Here is a 19,378-nt window from a genome sequence, read left to right on the forward strand (position 1 = left end):
GCTTACTGTCCGTCGTCAGCCAAGATAGCGCGCCAGAAACACCACGTAGAAGGCGTAGGTGGCGTTGGCCAGGATCAGGCAGAGACAGGCGAAGGATCCGAGATCCTTGGCATGCTTACCCATTTCCGAGATTTCCGGCGAGACGCGGTCGACGATTTCTTCGATGGCCGTGTTGATCGCTTCGAATGCCATCATCAGCAAGAACAGGATAGCCATTACGATATATTGGAAGAAGCCGGCGCCGGAGATGGCGAAAGCGACCATTGCGACGGCGAATGCGATGAGCTCGTGCCGAAAGGCCGCTTCACCGATCAGCCGCTTTGCGCCGCCGAGCGAATAACTTGCGGCCGCAAAGAGATGCCGGATACCGGTATGCTTTGTGACGGGGGCCGTTTGACCGTGACGGGGGGTGGTGTTCTTGGCGTCCATTTCGTCTCGACGAGCTTGAAACTGCGAAGCTTCGACATTCCGATTGCGGCGAATGCGAGGCCGGCATTCAGTTACAGAAGGCGCCAGACATCATCGCGATCCCGGCGCACAGCGCCTTATACCTGAAACCGAAACGTGCCCGCGTCTCCCGATAGGCGAGAAGACACGCCGCATCAAGACCGCAGCCGTCGAGCATAACATGACTGACGGTCGACCGACAGGAATGGACGGAGGCCCGGTGCGTCAGTCCTTGTTGCTGACGCCGGCCTGGGCGAAGGTCGCCATTCCGCCATGGCAGGCGGCCGCCGCCTTGACGATGCCCGCGGCAAGTGCGGCGCCCGTGCCCTCGCCGAGCCGCATGCCGAGCGCCAGGAGCGGCGTCTTGCCGAGCTTCTCAATGGCGCGGATGTGCCCGGGCTCTCCCGAGACGTGGCCGATCAGGCAGTGGTCGAGCGCTGCCGGGTTGGCGGCCTTGAGGATCGCCGCGGCTGCCGTCGCCACATAGCCGTCGATGATGACCGGCACCTTCTGCATGCGCGCCGCGAGAATGGCGCCGGCCATCGCCGCAATCTCGCGCCCGCCGAGCCGGCGCATCAGTTCGAGCGGATCGGACAGGTGATCGCGATGCACCGCCACAGCCTTCTCGACGGCCGCGATCTTGCGCTTCAGGACCTCGCCCTCGGAGCCGGTGCCCGGACCGACCCATTCCTCGGCCGTTCCGCCATAGAGGCCGAGGTTGATGGCGGCGGCGATCGTCGTGTTGCCGATGCCCATCTCGCCGATGCAGAGCAGGTCCGTGCCGCCGGCAATCGCCTCCATGCCGAAGGCCATTGTCGCGGCGCAGTCGCGCTCGGACAGGGCCGCTTCCTCGGTAATGTCGCCGGTCGGATAATCGAGCGCCAGGTCGAAGACCTTGAGCCCGAGGTCATGGGTCACGCAGATCTGATTGATGGCCGCCCCTCCGGCGGCGAAATTCTCCACCATCTGGGCCGTAACCGACGAGGGAAAGGGCGTGACACCCTGCCTTGTGACGCCGTGATTGCCAGCAAAGATCGCGACGAGCGGCCGGTTGACCGCAGGCGGGCGGCCGGTCCAGGCGGCGAGCCAGAAGGCGATCTCCTCGAGGCGGCCGAGCGCGCCCGGCGGCTTGGTGAGTTGCGCATCCCGCTCGCGGGCCGCAACGAGTGCCGGCGCATCGGGTCCGGGCAGGTTACGCAACAACTCGCGGAAATCATCAAACGGCAGGCCGCTGGCACTCATGGGGAATCCTTGCATTATCCGAAGGGTCGTTCGGCGCCGTTCATAGAGGCTGCCATCGTTTCCGGCAACGGCATTTGCGCCAAATGCTGTCGCCGGAGCATGATCCGGCAAAGGGCCGGCGATTCGGGGGCCTTGGGAGAGGCAATGCGCTTTATCCGCGATCTATGTGATGACGTGGCGCGATCGGTGGCGTTCCTGAGCCGCATACCGATGCCGCAGCGGCATTTCGTCGACCATGACGGCCGGCTGGGCCGCGCCGTACGCGCCTTCCCGCTCGCCGGCACTCTGATTGCCCTCCCCGCGGCGTTGCTGGCGGCGCTCCTCGACGTGTTTCAGGCGAGTTCGCTGTTCACCGCTTTCCTGATCGTGGCGGTGCAGGCGCTCGTCACCGGCGCGCTGCACGAGGACGGCCTCGGCGATACCGCCGATGGCCTCGGCGGCGGCCGCGATCGCGAGAGCGCACTGGCAATCATGAAGGACAGCCGCATCGGCACTTATGCGGCGGTGGCTCTCATCCTTTCCTTCGGCTTTCGCGTATCCGCGCTCGCTGCCTTCCTGCCGCTCCTCTCGCCTCTGGGCGCCGCCTCGGCGCTTCTCGCAACCGCCGCCCTCAGCCGCATGGCAATGGTCTGGCACTGGTCGCGCCTGCCGCCGGCGCGCACCGATGGCGTTGCCGCGGCAGCCGGCGTTCCGGAGCCGCGCGCGACATCCCAGGCCCTCGGCTCCGGAGCGCTCCTCTCGCTTCTGCTGCTCTATGCTGCCGGGATTCCACCGATCGCAGCCCTGCTCGCTTTCGCCGCATTCGTCCTGGCGGTGCCGGGTTTCGGCAGGATCGTCTCCCGCAAGCTCGGCGGCCATACCGGCGACACGATCGGCGCCACGCAGCAGCTGGCGGAAATCGCCGTTCTCGGCGCTCTTGCGCTGGCGATCTGAAAGGCCGATATAAATCGACGAACCGGAGAGAGCACGCCAAGCCGATGGAATCCCCCTGCATTCTCGTCTGCGCCATCGATGACCGGACAGGCTACTGTTTCGGCTGCGGGCGTACGCGGGAGGAAATCGGCTCCTGGACGCTCTACACCGACGCCGAGCGGCACAGCATCATGCAAGCGCTGCCGACACGGCTGGAGACCGTCGAGCGCAAGCCGCGACGCGAAACACGCCGGGCGCGGTTGGCGCGGGACCGAAGCGGCGCATGAACCGTTTGACCCTTCTCCTTGCAATCCTCGCCATTGGCCTTGCGCTGCTGATCTTCAATCACGACAGCGGCCAGACCTTCGGCATGAACAATGACGACTTCGGCCAGCTTGTCTCCCTCGCGGCCATTGCGACGCTGCTGGCGGCCGGCGTACTCCGCAGCCGGCGCCATTTCGGGGAGAGTGTGCGGCAGATCGCCATATGGCTGCTGATCGCCGTTGGCCTCGTATCCGGCTATGCCTATCGGGTCGAGCTTCAGGCCTTCGGCGATCGGGTGCTCTCCGAACTGATGCCCGGCCGAACAATGGTCGTCACCGACAGCGACGGGCAGCCGGAAGTCGTGCTGCGCAAGCGTCTCGACGGCCACTTCCAGGCCGACGCGACAATCAATGGCCAGGAGGTCAGCATGCTCGTCGATACTGGAGCCAGCAGCATCGCCCTCACCTATGAGGACGCCGAGCGGATCGGTCTCGATCCTTCGAAACTCGGCTATACCATCACCGTGATGACGGCGAACGGGCCGGCGCTCGCCGCTCCCGTTACACTCGAGGAAATGGCGATAGGTCCGATTGAGCGACGCAATATCCGGGGAATGGTCGCGGCCGAGGGCAAGCTCGACCGCAGCCTGCTCGGCATGAGTTTTCTCTCGACCCTGGATTCCCTGCAGATGCGCACCGACGAGTTGCGGCTTCGGGATTAGCGGTCCCTCAGTTTCGCAGCCTGTAGCCGGTCCGGAAAATCCAAGTCAGCACAGCCATGCAGATCCCGAGGAATGCGAGAATGATCACGGCGCTCGCAAGCGGATTGACGTCGGAGATCTCGAAGAAGCTCCAGCGGAAACCGCTGATCAGGTAAAGCACCGGATTGAAGTGGCTGATGGCCCGCCAGAAGGGCGGCAGCATGTCGACCGAGTAGAAGCTGCCGCCGAGGAAGACGAGCGGCGGCACGACCAGCATCGGGATCAGGTTCAACTGCTCGAAGTCCTTCGCCCATATGCCGATGATGAAGCCGAAGAGGCTGAACGTCACCGCCGTCAGCACGAAGAAGAAGATCATCGCGAAGGGGTGGGCGATGCTGAGATCGACGAAGAGCGACGCGGTGATCAGGATGATCGTGCCGATCATCAGCCCCTTGGTCGCCGCCGCGCCGACATAGCCGAGAACGATTTCCAGCATCGAGATCGGCGACGACAGCACCTCGTAGATGGTGCCGGTGAACTTCGGGAAATAGATGCCGAAGGAGCCGTTTCCGATGCATTGCGTCAGAAGCGTCAGCATCATGAGCCCGGGCGTGATGAAGGCGCCGTAGGAAACTCCGTCGATCTGCTGGATGCGCTCGCCGATCGCCGCACCGAAGACGATGAAATAGAGCGAGGTCGAGATGACCGGGGACACCACGCTCTGCAGCAGGGTGCGGCGCGTGCGCGCCATCTCGAAGAAGTAGATGGACTTGACCGCCTCGATGTTCATCGCCCCGCCTCCACGATCTCTACGAAAATATCCTCGAGCGAACTTTGCCGCGTCGAGAGGTCCCGAAGCCTGACCCCGGTCTCCGCGAGCGCCGCGAGCAGCGCAGTGATGCCGGTCCGTTCGGCGCTGGTGTCGTAGTCGTAGATCAAGCTCTGGCCATCGTCCTCGAGCGTCAGATTGTAGGACGACAGGGAATCCGGGATGCGTTCCAACGGTTGGGCGAGATCGACGCGCAACTGCTTGCGCCCAAGCTTCGTCATCAGCGCATCCTTCTCCTCGACCAGAAGGATTTCGCCGCCATTGATGACGGCGATCCGGTCGGCGATCTCTTCCGCTTCCTCGATGTAATGCGTCGTCAGGATGATCGTCACGCCCGAGGCGCGCAGCCGCTCGACGACTTCCCACATGCTCTTGCGCAGGCTGACGTCGACGCCGGCCGTCGGCTCGTCCAGGAAGAGCACGCGCGGCTCGTGCGATAGCGCCTTGGCGATCAGGACGCGCCGCTTCATGCCGCCCGAAAGCTCGCGCAGCATGTTGTCCTTCTTGCTCCAGAGCGACAGGTCCTTCAGCACCTTTTCGATGTGAGCCGGATCCGGTTTCTTGCCGTGCAGGCCACGCGAGAAGGAAACGGTGTTCCAGACCGTCTCGAAGGCATCCGTCGTCAGTTCCTGCGGCACGAGCCCGATCATGGACCGCGTCTGGCGGAAGTCGCGCACGACGTCGTGGCCGTTGACGGTGACTTCGCCACCGCTCGGATTGACGATGCCGCAGATGATCGAGATCAGGGTCGTCTTGCCGGCCCCGTTAGGTCCGAGCAGGGCGAGGATCTCCCCCTCCTCGATTTCGAGGCTTACACCCTTCAGCGCCTCGAATCCTGAGGCATAGGTTTTCGACAGGTTAGAAACGGAAACAATAGAAGCCATGAAAATAGGATCCGAAAGCGGGGCAATGTCGGCAGGTTGCCGCTCTATATGGGCCGATTCACGCTGTTTTGCAGCCCGTCCCGCGCATTTTTAAGGTGACGCTCCGTCAACTGATAATCACGGCACGCGAGTGCTAAGAGGCCCGCGGCCAAGCCGCGCCCAACAGGCGATCCGTCCGGCAATGCGGCTGACGCCGGCAGTCCGGCCGTTCACGATCATCAGGACCCCCGCCGACAGCCCGATCAGCATTGCCGCCGCAAAGCGCCGCGATATAGGCAGTCATTGCTTCGTCCCCTCGCGGCAGAAGATATCGTAGAGCGCCATGGTCAAGCGTGCAGCCTTTTCTTCGGCAAGACGATAGAAGATCTGCTTCGCATCGCGGCGCGTGGCAACGATGCCCGCCTCGCGCAGCACGGTGAGCTGCTGCGACAAGGTCGGCTGGTGGATGCCGAGCGTCTCTTCCAACTGGCCCACCGAGTGTTCCCCTTCGACGAGCGTACAGACGATCATCAGCCGGTTCTGGTTTGCGAGTGTCTTGAGCAACGCCGCCGCTTCACCCCCTAGCTTACCCAAGTCCGGGCCGACGTTTCTGATCTTCGTGACCGTTCGCATGTCCATCTCCACTCAGCCCCATGCGGCTCCCTTGAGCGCATTGAGCGGAAATTTCAGATAGCGCGCGCCGTTGGCTTCCGGATCCGGCAGGCGGCCGCCGCGGATATTGACCTGCAACGCGTGCAGGATCAGCTTCGGCATCGGCAACGTCCTGTCGCGCGCCTCGCGCAATTGAACGAACTGATCCTCGGTCACGCCAGCAATATGGGCATTGCAGCGCTTCTCCTCGCCGACCGTACTCTCCCAACGCGGCTCCCGGCCTCCTGGCCGGTAATCATGACCGGTGAACATGCGGGTCTCGTCCGGCAGCGCCAGGATCTCGGCGATCGAGCGCCACAGCTGGCGCGCGTCGCCTCCCGGGAAGTCGGTTCGTGCCGTCCCGCTATCGGGCATGAACATCGTGTCGTGGACGAAAGCCGCCTCGCCGAAGATATAGGTAACGGAGGCAAGGGTATGGCCTGGCGAATAGAGTACCCGCCCGCCGATCGACCCGAGGGCGAGGAGCTCTCCTTCTTCGAAGAGATGGTCCCATTGCGACCCGTCCGCTTCAAGCTCCGGCCAATTGTAGATGTTTTTCCAGAGATTCTGGACGCGCACGATCTCGGATCCGATACCGGTCGGCGCTCCGGTCCTTTCCTTCAGATAGGCGGCGGCCGAAAAATGATCCGCATGCGGATGGGTATCGAGGATCCAATCGACCGTCAGACCGTTCTGCGCCACGTAATCGAGGATCAGATCAGCCTGTTCCGTCGCCGTCGTACCCGATTTCTCATCGAAATCCAGCACCGGGTCGACGATCGCGCAACGCTGCGTCAGCGGATCGGAAACGACATACTGAATGCTGCACGTGCGAGGCTCGTAAAAGCCTTTGACGTCCGGTTTTGCAGTTTCAGCTGCAGGCATGGTCGCTCCCCCATATCATCAATATATATTTAAATATAATATATATCGATTAGCCGAGCAAGTGAACCGGGCGGCTCTATCCCAAGTCGCTCGCTATTTCCGGAAGTCGGATTATCGCACAGCTGCGATGACATGGATCGCGCAATTTTGGCGTGGCTGGCGGGGCGATTGTCCGGCTCGGTCACGGCTAGCGATAAAGGCTGTAGAGGAAGCGCAAGGCGATCAAGGTCATGAAGATGCCGAAACCGACCTCAAGCTGCCGCCTGTCCATCGCATGGGCCAGGCGCACGCCGAGTGGCGCCACCAGCAGCGAAACCGGAATGATCAAGGCAACGGCGATCCAGTTGATGAACCCGGTCGAAAGCGGCGGCAGACCGGGCTCGCCCCAACCGGCCCAGACATAGCCGAACAGTCCGGGTATCGAGATCAGCACGCCGACGCCGGCGGACGTTGCAATCGCCTGGTGGATCGGCCGGTTGTACAGCGTCATGAAGGTATTGTTGAGCACGCCGCCACCGACCCCCATCAGGCCGGATAGAACGCCGATCACCACACCGACGAGCCACTTCACCGGATTCTTTGGAAGCTCGGTGCCGAGGCGCCAGCTCGCGCGATTGAATACCATCCTCGACGCCACCAAGAGCGCGATGACAGCGAAGATCAGCCGCAAGGTCTCGCTGCTGACATAGGCGGCGATCACGGTGGCAAGGATGGCGCCGAGCGGAATGGCGAGGATCCAGCTGCGCAACAAGGCCGTGTCGACCACGCCCCGCCTGTAGTGCAACAGGAAGGAGCGCACCGAGGTGGGCACGATGATTGCGATCGAGGTGCCGACCGAAAGATGCATCCGCACGGCGTCCTCGACACCGAGGAGCCCAAAGACCTGAAAGAAGACGGGCACGAGGATCGCGCCGCCGCCGACGCCGAAGAGGCCGGCAAGCACGCCCGACACCACACCGGCCGCGGCCAGCGCCAAGGCAAACATCATCAGTTCCGACAGCGGCGGCATGCGTATCCGATCTTGCTGAAAGCCGGCAGCCGATGCCGCCGATGAGGAAGAGCCCCAGCACTGTCATGAAACGGTGATGCTTTTCAATCACCTTTGGAGGGCGTTGAGCAACCCCGCTCTCGTGATTTGCACGCCGGAGCCTCCCCTATCCTCCGGGCGTTTTCTGGCCGGCCCCGCCGGCCTCTTTTTTGCGCAGCTTCCGCTAATCGCAATGGCGGTAGCCGGATTTCCGGGTCCGCAGGTCAAAGTGGAAATGGTCCTTGTGGAACGGATCGCTGCCGGGGCCGAGCACGGTGTGGAAATATTTGCAGCTGTCGGCGCGAACGGCCTTCAACAGCCCACGCTCCCGGAAGGCGAAGAAGCCTTTCCGGCGCACGTCGATCTCCTTGCCGTTCTTCAGCACGAATTTGCCGACGTCGATCGCATTGCCGCGTGCATGCTCCGACATCGGATTGCCGCGGCGCGAATTCATCGTCCGGCAGGAATAGCCGCCGAGCGGCTTGATTGTCCTGACGCCGGACCAGTAGCGATAACGCGAGGACGGCGCGAGCTCGTACTTCACCCACTTGGCGAAGGCTTCCGTCACCTGGCAATTGAGCTTCACCGCCGGCTTGACGGCAATGTTGCCTGAAAGACCGATGATCTCGACCGGATAGTCGATGCCGCAAGATGGACCGTCATAAATGCGCGGCACATCGCGGAAGACGACGCCGAGCTTCTTCAGCCGCTGGCGGCAGGCGATCTCCGAGCGCGGCATTTCGCCGGTATATTCGGGCGTCGACAGCGGATTGCGGGCGCGCGGCAGGAAGGCGACCTGCTGCGGCTCCTCGGTGCGGCGAATGGTTCGCTGCGGCTCGACACCTCGCGCCCGCTTCGCCTCTTCGGCGGAAATCTGATCGGGCGTCAGCGGCGGCAGATCGGGATCAAAATTCGGACTTGTTTCCGAAACAGGCGTCGGCTCAGCCGGGCCGCCGAGCTGACGCACATTGTCCTCGCCGATACCGCCGACGACGGGCTGGGCGGTGTTGCCTTCGGCGATTTCACCGGCCTGCTCCTGCGCCAGGCCGACAACCGGCTCGACGCCGAGCATCGCATCCATATTGACGCCTTCGGGAGGAACCGTCATCGGACCGGCGCTTGCGACTTGCGTCTCCGCCATCTCCGGCTGGCTGTCCATCATCGGCAGACTGCCTTGCGGCTCGGCGGCACCGGCGGTCCTGTTACTGAAGGTCGACACCGGCTCTGCCGAAGGATAGGCGGCCGCCTCCCGTTCCGGATTGGCAACGACGCGGCTCGGCCTGATGGCGCCGACGCGGGAGGCGCCATCGATCCTGCCCGGTGGCGAAAGGACGTCCGTGCTGCAGGCGACCAGCGGTATGGACAGCAGCAGCGCCGTCAACGGTCGATGGAGAAGAGAAACATACGCCATACCAGTTGCCGCCTTCGTCCATGACAAAGCCACCGCCTGCCCACTATCGAAACGTGACGTGCCGCTATGTCGCCAAGCAGGCAAGCGCCCGAAAAAGTCGGGTTCAAGCCGCACTATAGGCAAACATGGTTAATGAAGCCTTGCCCGCCGCCAAAAGTGGCTCGCACTGGCACATGCCTCCGGCTCGGCTGCCCTGTGTCAGCCGCACTCGCCGCGGCGGACAATCCGGAAGCCGGCCGCGCCGGCCTCGCAGGCATTCGGGAAGGTCGTCAGCCGTCCGCCGCGCTGCCCGCAAACGGGCGCATATTCGCGCGTGCAAAACTGCTGCCCCGGCGCAGGGTCATCGCTGCGGCGGCATTCGCCCGAGCCGATCACCCGGAATCCATCGGCGCGCGCCTCGCAGGCATTCGGAAACGTCCGCCTCAACCTGCCGCGCTCGCCGCACACCGGTGCGTATTCGCGGGTGCAGGCCTGCTCCACCGGCGGACGGAAGTCCGGCCGGCATTCGCCTTGGTGAAGGACGCGGAACCCGTCGGCACGGGCATGGCACGAATTCGGGAAGGTTCGCAGGCGATTGGCGCGCTCGCCGCAGACCGGCGCGTATTCCATCGTACACATTTGCGCCGCCCGGATCGGAGCGGGGGCAGGCCGCGGTTCGTCGACGACGACCGTGCAGGCGGAAAGAACGCCGAGCACCGTCAAGATCGAAGTGGATGGCCGTGAGAGCAAAAGCCTGAGAAGTGACATGGAAATCCTCCGCGATCACGTAGCGCCGAGCCGACGGCAACCGCCGCCCTCTCGCGGCTTGATCTCACCTGCAATGGACGATCCGGTCAAGTTCCGCGAACCGGTCCGCCTGTTTGCAACCGCGGATAGGACCAGAGTCGAAACAAAGAACCCGCGCTCTTTCGAACGCGGGCCAGCTGCGATTGATCTGCTCTTTTGTTGTGTCAGGCCGCCCGGCCATAGGCGGCTTGCCCGTCGCGCAGGCGGAATTTCTGGAGCAGCGCCTTCAGCTGGCGGCTCTCCTGGGCCAGCACCTGGCTCGCGGCGGTCGTTTCCTCGACCATCGCCGCATTCTGCTGCGTCATCTGGTCCATGCTGTTGACGGCCGTGTTGACCTCGTGGAGACCCGTCGCCTGTTCCCGCGCCGCGGTGGCGATCGAGGCGACCTGCTCGTTCACCTGGTTGACGAGAGCCTCGATTTCCTTCAGGGCGTCGCCCGTGGAGCGCACGAGTTCGACGCCCGCGCCGACCTCCTTGACCGACGTGCCGATCAGATCCTTGATCTCCTTCGCAGCCCCGGCCGAACGTTGCGCAAGCTCGCGAACTTCCTGGGCGACGACCGCGAAGCCGCGTCCCGCCTCGCCCGCGCGCGCCGCCTCCACGCCGGCGTTCAGCGCCAGCAGGTTGGTCTGGAAGGCGATCTCGTCGATGACGCCGATGATTTGGCTGATGCGGCTCGAGGAGTCCTCGATCCGGCCCATGGCATCGATCGCGTTGCGCACGATGCCGCCGGATTTCGCCGCACTCGCCTTGGTCTCGTCGACCATGTCGCGCGCCTCGACGGCGCGGTCCGAGGCGTGGCGCACCGTCGAGGTGATCTCGTCGAGCGCCGCAGCCGTTTCTTCCAGGGCGGCCGCCTGCTGTTCCGTCCGCCGCGCCAGATTGTTCGCCGCCTCGGAAATGTCGCCGGCGCTGCCGTGCACGACCTCGGTCGATTGCGAGATCGCCCCGATGACATCACGAAGCGCGGCAACGGCGGTGTTGAAGTCGTGCTTGAGCTTGCCGTATTCCGGCGCGACCCGCCCGACCTCGGCCGTGAGATCGCCGTTAGCCAGCCGCTCGAGGGCGCCGCCGAGCGCTTCCATTGCCTCGGCCTGGGAGGCGGCAGTCGAGCGCTGCAGTTCCTCATTGCCGCGTCGCTCGGCGTTCAGCCGATCCTGCTGATCGACCTCGCGCGAACGCAGTTCCAGCCGCTCCTTCACGGAATCGCGCAGCACCAGCAGCACCTTCGCCATCTGGCCGATCTCGTCGGCGCGATCCGTTTCCGGCACCTCCGAGGAAACATCCTCGTCGGCAATCGCCTGCATGGAGACTTTCAGCTTTTCGACCGGCCGCACCACGCTGCGGACGATCGCCAGCGCCGCCATCAGGATCGCTAGGGCGGCCGCGGCAAGAATGCCGCCCACCTGCCAGGCGCGCTCGCGGAACATCGCCGCGAGGTCGTCGGCATAGACGCCGGTGCCGACGACCCAGCCCCAGGGCTTGAAGCCGGCCACATGCGAATATTTCAACACCGGTTCCTCGGCGCCCGGTTTCGGCCAGTAATAGTCGACGAAGCCCCTGCCCTCAGCCTGCACCGTCTTGACGAATTCGACGAACAGGAATTTGCCGTTCGGGTCCTTGTTCTGGGAGAGATCCTTGCCGTCCAGTTCCGGCTTGATCGGATGCATCACCATCGCTGGCTGCATGTCGTTGACCCAGAAATAGCCGCTGTCCTGGTAACGCATCGCCTTGATTGCTTCCAGGGCGCGCTTCTGCGCCTCCTCGCGCGACAGCGTCCCGGCCTCCTCCTGCTTCTGATAGGCCGCGAACACCGCGACGGCGTTCTCGTTCATCGCCGAAAGCATCGCCTTGCGTTCGGCGACGAGCTTGTCCTGCGCCTGGATCAGGCCGAAGGTCAGCGCCGCCGCCATCGCCAGCAGTGCAAATGCCACGAGCGCGTAAAGCCGCGCCGAAATCCGAAATCGTTTCATCCCCGCCTCCCCTTGAGTGGGCTGCAGGATAGAGGCAGGTATTTGCAAAGCCCCTAACAAATACTTCGCTATATCTTACGGTCGATACTTAACGTTTCGGCAATCAAGGCGAGTGCCGAAGAGGTTGCGAGATTTGGTGGGCCCTCTTTTTCGGATACCTGCCATACGCTACACATTTTACCGACAACGGGAGACAGGCCGGATGAGTGGAGTGATCAAGCCGAACGGCGAGCTAACCTTGCGCACGCTGGCGATGCCGGGCGATGCCAATGCGGCCGGCGACATATTCGGCGGGTGGGTGATGGCGCAGATGGACCTTTCGTGCGGCATTCGCGCCGCCGAGCGCGCCAGGGGCCGCGTGGTCACCGCCGCGGTCAGGGAAATGGCCTTCGCCCTGCCGGTGAAGATCGGCGACACGCTGTGCATCTATACGGACATCGTCAAGGTCGGGCGTACCTCGATGACGCTCAAGGTCGAGGCCTGGGCGCAGCGCTATCTCTCGCATGTGATGGAGAAGGTCACCGACGCCATTTTCGTGATGGTGGCACTCGACGGCAGCGGCAAGCCGACGCCTGTGCCGGCGGAATAGCGCAAGCCGTGGAAGCGCCCGCGCCGGCTCCGGCAATCTTCCCCATATCGCGTTGTCATGGGCATGATCACGAGCATCAGCCTAGCGCGGCTGTTGAGCGGATGTACCGCGCCTTCGACCTGCCGGAGTGAGCGGAGACAAGGCGCAATGCCCCTCACCCTAGCCCTCTCCCCGCACGCGGGGAGAGGGGACGAAGAGCGCGCAGCTTGCCCCTTCGCCCCGCTTGCGGGGAGAAGGTCGCGGCAGCGGGATGAGGGGCAATTCCGAACGGAAAAACTTCACCCCTTGAAAATGAACGACGCGCCGAGCGCGATCAGCGCGAAGCCGATGAATTGGTGCGAGCCGATCGGCTCCTTCAGCCAGAACACCGAGAAGAGGACGAAGATGGTGAGCGTGATCACCTCCTGCATCGTCTTCAACTGGGCCGCGGAATAGACGGAATGGCCGATACGGTTGGCCGGCACCGCCAGCCAGTATTCGAAGAAGGCGATGCCCCAGCTCGCAACGATGACGATATAGAGCGGCGAGGAGGTGAACTTCAGGTGGCCGTACCAGGCGAAGGTCATGAAGACATTGGAGGCGAGCAGCAGCAGCACCGGCCAGACATAGGCGGGATTGATGGCAAAGGACATGAAGACCCCGGGAAGATGCGAATCAGTATCCGAGGATGATCCGGACGCGCTCGCCGTTTCAAGCCTCTCCAGGCCGCGCCCTCCGTAGTCCATGTATCGTCGACAAATCCCTGTCGTCGAAAAGCAACGGCCCACGACACCGTCTCGCCCGCGGCCGCGTGTCGGTCAGAGACGGCTAGAAAATCCACGCCAACCGTTTCCCTTTTGTACTCCTTCCCCCTTGGCATCCGGGCTGACTCTGTCCATATTCCGGACCATGGCCAAATCTCCGAAAAATTTCCCGCCGAAATCACCCAATGGTTTCGAAGAAGCGCCGCAGGCGCCGCTGTCAGGCACGCCGCTCTCGGGCAATGTTTCCGACTGGGTGAAGCAGCTCGAGGCCGAGGCGGAATCCTCCGCCTTCGAGAGCCAGCGCGAGATCGCCTCGAAGGCCGGCAAGCACCGCAAGACGGTGGAGATCGCCGCCTCCAAGGCGGCGCGCAAGGCTGCAGGCGTGGACGAAGAGGCGCAGCCGAAGAAGCCGGCGAAAAAGGGCAAGGTCGAGATCGTCAGCGGTAAGTCCGCGCGCGGTACCTCGATGGGCGGCACCACCGACCCGAAGACGCGCGCCGCTGCCGGGCTGAATCCTGTCGCCGGCCTTGATGTTGCGCTCGAGGATGCCGACAAGCTGACGGCGGGCTCCGGCGTTACCGCCACCGTCGAGGCCCTGGCAAAGCTCATCGAGAGCGGCAACCCGCTCTTCAAGGACGGCAAGCTCTGGACGCCGCACCGCCCTGCCCGGCCGGAAAAATCAGAAGGCGGCATTTCGCTGAGGATGGTGACGGACTACCAGCCTTCCGGCGACCAGCCGACGGCGATCTCCGACCTCGTCGACGGTCTCTCCTCCGGCGAGCGCAACCAGGTGCTGCTCGGCGTCACCGGCTCCGGCAAGACCTTCACCATGGCCAAGGTGATCGAGGCGACGCAGCGCCCGGCAGTTATCCTGGCGCCGAACAAGACGCTCGCCGCACAGCTCTATTCCGAGTTCAAGAACTTCTTCCCGGAGAACGCCGTCGAGTATTTCGTCTCCTACTACGACTACTACCAGCCGGAAGCCTACGTGCCGCGCTCCGACACTTATATCGAGAAGGAATCCTCGATCAACGAGCAGATCGACCGCATGCGCCACTCGGCGACGCGCTCGCTGCTCGAACGAGACGACGTCGTCATCGTCGCCTCGGTCTCCTGCATCTACGGTATCGGCTCGGTCGAGACCTATACGGCGATGACCTTCCAGATGAATGTCGGAGACCGGCTCGACCAGCGGCAGCTGCTCGCCGACCTGGTGGCACAGCAGTACAAGCGCCGCGACATGGATTTCCAGCGCGGCTCGTTCCGGGTGCGCGGCGATACGATCGAGATTTTCCCCGCCCACCTGGAGGATGCCGCCTGGCGCATCTCGATGTTCGGCGACGAGATCGATGCGATCACAGAGTTCGATCCGCTGACGGGCCAGAAGACCGGCGACCTGAAGTCGGTGAAGATCTATGCCAATTCGCACTATGTGACGCCGCGCCCGACGCTGAACGCCGCCATCAAGGCGATCAAGGAGGAGCTGACGCATCGCCTCGCCGAGCTTGAACGGGCCGGCCGGCTGCTCGAGGCGCAGCGGCTGGAGCAGCGCACCCGCTACGACCTCGAAATGCTGGAGGCCACCGGCTCCTGCCAGGGCATCGAGAACTATTCGCGATACTTGACCGGCCGCAGGCCGGGCGAGCCGCCGCCGACATTGTTCGAATATATTCCCGACAACGCGCTGATCTTCATCGACGAGAGCCACGTCACCGTGCCGCAGATCGGCGGCATGTATCGGGGCGACTTCCGCCGCAAGGCGACGCTTGCCGAATACGGCTTCCGCCTGCCCTCCTGCATGGACAACCGGCCCTTGCGCTTCGAGGAATGGGACGCGATGCGCCCCGACACGATCGCCGTCTCGGCGACGCCGGGCGGCTGGGAGATGGAGCAGTCAGGCGGTGTGTTCGCCGAGCAGGTGATCCGCCCGACCGGTCTCATCGACCCGCCGGTCGAGGTTCGTTCGGCGAAGACACAGGTCGACGACGTGCTCGGCGAGATCCGTGAAACGGCCGCCGCCGGCTACCGCACGCTGGTCACGGTGCTGACAAAGCGCATGGCCGAGGACCTCACCGAGTATCTGCACGAGCAGGGCGTGCGGGTGCGCTACATGCACTCCGATATCGACACGCTGGAGCGCATCGAGATTATCCGCGACCTGCGCCTCGGCGCCTTCGACGTGCTGGTCGGCATCAACCTGCTGCGCGAGGGCCTCGACATTCCCGAATGCGGCTTCGTCGCTATCCTCGACGCCGACAAGGAAGGCTTCCTGCGCTCTGAAACCTCGCTCATCCAGACGATCGGCCGCGCCGCCCGCAACGTCGACGGCAAGGTCATCCTCTATGCCGACACGATCACCGGCTCAATGAGCCGCGCGATGGAGGAAACCGCCCGCCGCCGCGAGAAGCAGATGGCCTACAACCAAGAGAACGGCATCACGCCGGAATCGGTGAAGGCGAAGATCTCCGACATCCTCGATTCGGTCTACGAGCGCGACCACGTCCGCGCCGACATCTCCGGCGTCTCTGGCAAGGGCTTCGCCGAGGCCGGCCACCTCGTCGGCAACAATCTCCAGGCACATCTCAACGCGCTCGAAAAGCAGATGCGCGACGCCGCCGCCGACCTCGACTTCGAAACCGCCGCGCGGCTCCGCGACGAGATCAAGCGCCTCAAGGCCGCCGAACTCGCCGTCCTCGACGATCCGATGGCGCGGGAAGAGGCGCGGAGCGCCGAAGGCGCGACGGGGAAGAGAAAAGAAGAGGCAAGGTCACAGGAGGTCCGCAAGGGCGCGGCAAGCGCGACAGGCTCCCTCCCCGCTGTGGGGAGCGTTGGGGAGGGGAAAAGCGAAACCGCTCCCGGCCCTGCGGGCCACCCTCCCCACAATAAGGAGGGAAAGGCCTACTTCGCCAAGCCCTCGCTCGACGACATGGGGCCGGGCACCGACACCGAACGCCCGCTCTTCCGCAAACCCGACCTCGACGAAATGGGCCGCGACGTAGCGGTTCCGGCCGGGCGCAAATCGGAGGGGCAATCACTGTTCAGGAGAAACACCCTCGACGAGATGACCGTCGGACGGACCGAGAAGCCTGTGACCGGAACAATTCCCGAAAAGCCGCTGATCCGAGCCAAACCGGGCGCCGGCTCCTATGAGGACCCGGCAGAGGAGAAGCGCCGCAAGGGACGGACGAAGGGCAAGACGGGCCGGCCGGGACGGTAAGCCTTACGCTCCTCAATCTAAGCTCGGCATGGACATTTCAGAAATTTGCGAGCGCGCCCAGGGGTAGCCGAAGACGACGTCACGCGTGCCGAAGTGGACTGTGCTCGCGAGATTCTGCGAGCGCGCAGAGGCGATATCGGTTCGGCGCTGTTCTTGTCTTCACTCTCGGCCTGCGAAAGACGCTCAAGGTCCCGTTTGGCTTGAACGCGCGCATTGCGACGACGACGCAACTCTGATCCTCACAGAAGCGTGTCGGACCTCAAGTTGCCGATCTCAAATTCGTGAAGCGCCAAGGGCATCAAACTCGCCCCGGCAGGCAGTTGGCGAGACGCCAGGAGCGCCCTTCTAGAGCGGACTTTCATAGAGTTAGATCGTTTCACTGTATCCATGAAACTACGAAACGATCCAGATCTTCGGGCCGGCACCCACCATCAAACTCCCCTCCACGCGCGATCAAAATGCTCGAAATCGGGAACAATCCTGCCGATTACGAATTTCAGTACTTTCTAATTTAGGGAGAACGAAGATGAGACGCCTAGAGGCATTTCTCACGAGCACCAGCCTGGCACTTATGTCGGCTGGTTTTGTTGTATCCGCAGCAGTCCCGGCAATGGGTCAAGAGCGGCCTTTACTTACGGCTGACCAGTGCACTCCGCTTACGGATGCGAATTACGAACTTTGCTGCATGGCGCGGAACAGGGATCAACTCCTGACCGCCGGACAAATAGAGCAATGCCCGCCGCTGGCCACGGCGGTAATTAGCAACCCCTTCTCGACGACGTCCACCAGCACCGTCCCCGGAAGCGATGACAACGGAGGCGGAGGTGGCGCGCCCGGCCCTGGCCCCGGCAATGGCGACGGCGACGGTGATGGCGACGGCGACGGTGATGGCGACGGCGATGGTGACGGCGACGGCGACGGCAATGGCGACGGCGACGGCAATGGCGACGGTGACGGCGACGGCAATGGTGACGGCGACGGCAATGGTGACGGCGACGGCAACGGCCATGGTGACGGCGACGGCGACGGCAATGGTGACGGCGACGGCGACGGCAATGGCGACGGCGACGGCAACGGCCATGGTGACGATGACGACAATGGCGACGACGACGGAAACGGAGGCAAGGGCAATAACGGCTGGGGCAACGGACGGGATTCGACAAATCCCGGCAGCGCTCACGGTAAGGGCGTTTCGCAAGGCGGCCCGGGCGCAGGACAGTCGCAAAGCGGTTCCAAGACGAACGGGAACAGATAATACGAACCGCGGGCGATCATTCCGATCCGCCGATCGATAGATAGACCAGTACGCGGCGCCAGCGTTTTTACGCATGGCGCCGCGCCTCGATTTTTCAGTACCTGATTTGCTCCCCGAAGATATTCTTGCGGCGCAGCGCACTGGTAATGGGAACCCTTGTGCGCCGCGTTGTTAAGTCACTCCGCGGTGCAGGCGCGACACGACTCCCTACTCCGCCGCCCGCGCGTTCACCTCAAGCGGCTCCATCTCATACGAATACCCGTCCAGCATCGCATAAGCCTCTTCGATGACCTCGATCTGCGCTTCGGCATTCTTGATCGCCTCGCCGATCGACTCGCTGCGGGCGCGCAGCATCGAGCCAAGCACGTCTGTATCCGGCCGCCGGCCAAGGCGGTCCAGGTGTTTGCGGACGCGCGAGCGGTGACGCTCCAGCTCGAGGATATGGAAGCGGGTCTTGACGATATCGTCGGAGAGCTTGCGCCGCATCGCTGCCACGGGGTCGAAGCTGCCGGGCTCGCGTAAGTCGAGGATGAAGTCATTGACGAGCGTCTCCAACATCATCAGGCCCTTGAGCTGTTTGGGATCGACGAGCTGGGGATCGAAACCGGTGTCGTCATAAACCTTGCGGCGCACCGGATCCTTGAGGAGATCATAGGCCGCCTGCAGCTTGCCGAACTGCTCGGCGTCACCGCCGCGGTCCGGATGAGCCGTCTTCACCGCCCGGCGGTAGGCCGCCCGAATCGCCCGCTCGTCAGCGTCGCGCTCAATTCCAAGGAGGGCATAGGGATCGATCACGCCGGCCACCTGCTTTTCGTCGACTTGCGATATTCTGTCCGGACCAGACCTACCGGTTCGCTGCGCCAGCAGCAAGCCCGGGGCGATCGCATTGCAGAACGCGCCACGCTCAGCCGAGCGTCGGGGCGAAAATGTGGTGAAAACGAGGCAATCCACGGCATTTCTCGGTTACGCCGGGTTCCAGTAAGTCCCGGAAGTGCCGCTCGCTCAAGGCGTTGCCCAGGCGCCGCGCGAGCCGGAACTCTCCGCTTGCCTTTTTCCGCGAATACTGCCACTCCTAACACCGTTCGGGCGATTTCAATCCCGGAGACTGGACTTTCGTTTGAGCCCGGCCATTGCCGGGTCTGCCGCAAGCGGCATCGTTGACGTCTTTTCCCCGATATCGTGACCACTCGACCTTTTCAGCATATGGCTGAAATCGACCGGTTCGTTTCCTCTTTTTGAGGGCACGAACACACTACCTCAAGCAGCCAAGCCGTGCTATTGAAGCGCTGGGTTGCGGCAAAGACAGACTGAAGGAAAAGGACTTCTTCCATGGCCACCAAGGGCATCGTAAAATTCTTCAACCAGGACAAGGGTTTTGGTTTCATCACGCCGGACGGCGGCGCGAAGGACGTTTTCGTCCACATCTCCGCGGTTCAGGCCGCCGGCCTCGCGACGCTCAAGGATGGCCAGCAGGTCAGCTTCGACACCGAGCCGGACCGCATGGGCAAGGGCCCGAAGGCCGTCAACCTGCAGGCGCTCTAAGCCGGACGGTCCGAGCGGATTTCGAAAGACGGCGCTTCGCAA

General features: G+C 63.5%; 19 protein-coding genes. 6 read left to right on the forward strand and 13 right to left on the reverse strand.

Annotated elements, in window-relative coordinates; translation table 11 throughout:
- Positions 1-15: 15 nt before the first annotated feature.
- Positions 16-429, reverse strand: coding sequence for a diacylglycerol kinase (locus AU381_RS04000; protein ID WP_064240504.1), 414 nt, complete (start codon positions 427-429; stop codon positions 16-18).
- Between the two features lie 243 nt (positions 430-672).
- On the reverse strand, positions 673-1,689 hold the full coding sequence (gene cobT / locus AU381_RS04005) for a nicotinate-nucleotide--dimethylbenzimidazole phosphoribosyltransferase (protein ID WP_064240505.1): 1,017 nt from the start codon (positions 1,687-1,689) through the stop codon (positions 673-675).
- 144 nt (positions 1,690-1,833) lie between these two features.
- Here cobT and AU381_RS04010 point away from each other — a divergent pair, with 144 nt between their 5' ends.
- Genes AU381_RS04010 through AU381_RS04020 form a run of 3 tightly spaced genes read left to right on the forward strand, consistent with a single transcriptional unit; the run spans position 1,834 to position 3,586 of the window.
- Complete coding sequence (locus AU381_RS04010; protein WP_064240506.1) at positions 1,834-2,622, forward strand: adenosylcobinamide-GDP ribazoletransferase; 789 nt, start codon at positions 1,834-1,836, stop codon at positions 2,620-2,622.
- Positions 2,623-2,666: 44 nt separating this feature from the next.
- Positions 2,667-2,888 (forward strand): DUF1289 domain-containing protein, encoded by a 222-nt coding sequence (locus AU381_RS04015; protein WP_064240507.1) that lies wholly within the window; start codon positions 2,667-2,669, stop codon positions 2,886-2,888.
- A complete protein-coding gene (locus AU381_RS04020) occupies positions 2,885-3,586 on the forward strand; it encodes a TIGR02281 family clan AA aspartic protease (RefSeq protein ID WP_064240508.1) in 702 nt (233 codons plus the stop codon). Before AU381_RS04015 ends, AU381_RS04020 begins: the two co-directional genes overlap by 4 nt.
- A gap of 7 nt (positions 3,587-3,593) precedes the next feature.
- Here AU381_RS04020 and AU381_RS04025 read toward each other — a convergent pair whose 3' ends face one another.
- The 8 genes from AU381_RS04025 to AU381_RS04060 all read right to left on the reverse strand — a co-directional run bounded on the left by AU381_RS04025 (position 3,594) and on the right by AU381_RS04060 (position 11,990).
- The gene (locus AU381_RS04025) at positions 3,594-4,355 is read right to left on the reverse strand and encodes an ABC transporter permease (RefSeq protein WP_064240509.1); all 762 of its coding nucleotides are present in this window, start codon (positions 4,353-4,355) and stop codon (positions 3,594-3,596) included.
- On the reverse strand, positions 4,352-5,278 hold the full coding sequence (locus tag AU381_RS04030) for an ABC transporter ATP-binding protein (protein WP_064240510.1): 927 nt from the start codon (positions 5,276-5,278) through the stop codon (positions 4,352-4,354). The genes AU381_RS04025 and AU381_RS04030 overlap by 4 nt, the downstream gene beginning before the upstream one ends.
- Before the next feature lie 279 nt (positions 5,279-5,557).
- Positions 5,558-5,890 (reverse strand): ArsR/SmtB family transcription factor, encoded by a 333-nt coding sequence (locus AU381_RS04035; protein ID WP_064240511.1) that lies wholly within the window; start codon positions 5,888-5,890, stop codon positions 5,558-5,560.
- Between the two features lie 12 nt (positions 5,891-5,902).
- Positions 5,903-6,793: an MBL fold metallo-hydrolase gene (locus AU381_RS04040; protein ID WP_064240512.1), complete on the reverse strand. Its 891-nt coding sequence runs from the start codon at positions 6,791-6,793 to the stop codon at positions 5,903-5,905.
- A gap of 187 nt (positions 6,794-6,980) precedes the next feature.
- Positions 6,981-7,802 (reverse strand): sulfite exporter TauE/SafE family protein, encoded by an 822-nt coding sequence (locus tag AU381_RS04045; RefSeq protein ID WP_064240513.1) that lies wholly within the window; start codon positions 7,800-7,802, stop codon positions 6,981-6,983.
- Between the two features lie 202 nt (positions 7,803-8,004).
- Entirely contained in the window at positions 8,005-9,231 is a 1,227-nt protein-coding gene (locus AU381_RS04050; protein ID WP_064240514.1) for an extensin-like domain-containing protein, read from the reverse strand.
- Between the two features lie 198 nt (positions 9,232-9,429).
- Positions 9,430-9,978 (reverse strand): Kazal-type serine protease inhibitor family protein, encoded by a 549-nt coding sequence (locus AU381_RS04055; RefSeq protein ID WP_064240515.1) that lies wholly within the window; start codon positions 9,976-9,978, stop codon positions 9,430-9,432.
- Positions 9,979-10,181: 203 nt separating this feature from the next.
- Positions 10,182-11,990: a methyl-accepting chemotaxis protein gene (locus tag AU381_RS04060; RefSeq protein ID WP_064240516.1), complete on the reverse strand. Its 1,809-nt coding sequence runs from the start codon at positions 11,988-11,990 to the stop codon at positions 10,182-10,184.
- A gap of 202 nt (positions 11,991-12,192) precedes the next feature.
- On the opposite strand from AU381_RS04060, the gene AU381_RS04065 reads away from it, so the two are divergent.
- Complete coding sequence (locus AU381_RS04065; protein ID WP_064240517.1) at positions 12,193-12,579, forward strand: acyl-CoA thioesterase; 387 nt, start codon at positions 12,193-12,195, stop codon at positions 12,577-12,579.
- 278 nt (positions 12,580-12,857) lie between these two features.
- Here AU381_RS04065 and AU381_RS04070 read toward each other — a convergent pair whose 3' ends face one another.
- Positions 12,858-13,211, reverse strand: a complete 354-nt coding sequence (locus AU381_RS04070; protein ID WP_064240632.1) for a DMT family protein — start codon at positions 13,209-13,211, stop codon at positions 12,858-12,860.
- A 256-nt stretch (positions 13,212-13,467) separates the two neighbouring features.
- Here AU381_RS04070 and uvrB point away from each other — a divergent pair, with 256 nt between their 5' ends.
- Positions 13,468-16,539 carry an excinuclease ABC subunit UvrB gene (gene uvrB, locus AU381_RS04075; RefSeq protein WP_064240518.1) on the forward strand — a complete coding sequence of 1,024 codons (3,072 nt, stop codon included), beginning with the start codon at positions 13,468-13,470 and terminating at the stop codon, positions 16,537-16,539.
- A gap of 628 nt (positions 16,540-17,167) precedes the next feature.
- On the opposite strand, the gene AU381_RS29475 is transcribed toward uvrB, so the two are convergent.
- Positions 17,168-17,719 (reverse strand): hypothetical protein, encoded by a 552-nt coding sequence (locus AU381_RS29475; RefSeq protein ID WP_156528534.1) that lies wholly within the window; start codon positions 17,717-17,719, stop codon positions 17,168-17,170.
- A 282-nt stretch (positions 17,720-18,001) separates the two neighbouring features.
- On the reverse strand, positions 18,002-18,589 hold the full coding sequence (locus AU381_RS04085; RefSeq protein ID WP_064240633.1) for a J domain-containing protein: 588 nt from the start codon (positions 18,587-18,589) through the stop codon (positions 18,002-18,004).
- A 534-nt stretch (positions 18,590-19,123) separates the two neighbouring features.
- Between AU381_RS04085 and AU381_RS04090 the strand changes: the two genes are divergently transcribed.
- Positions 19,124-19,336: a cold-shock protein gene (locus AU381_RS04090; protein ID WP_012708287.1), complete on the forward strand. Its 213-nt coding sequence runs from the start codon at positions 19,124-19,126 to the stop codon at positions 19,334-19,336.
- The last annotated feature ends 42 nt before the right edge of the window (positions 19,337-19,378 follow it).

Origin of the sequence: Sinorhizobium glycinis, assembly GCF_001651865.1 — a bacterium.
GTDB lineage: Bacteria > Pseudomonadota > Alphaproteobacteria > Rhizobiales > Rhizobiaceae > Sinorhizobium > Sinorhizobium glycinis.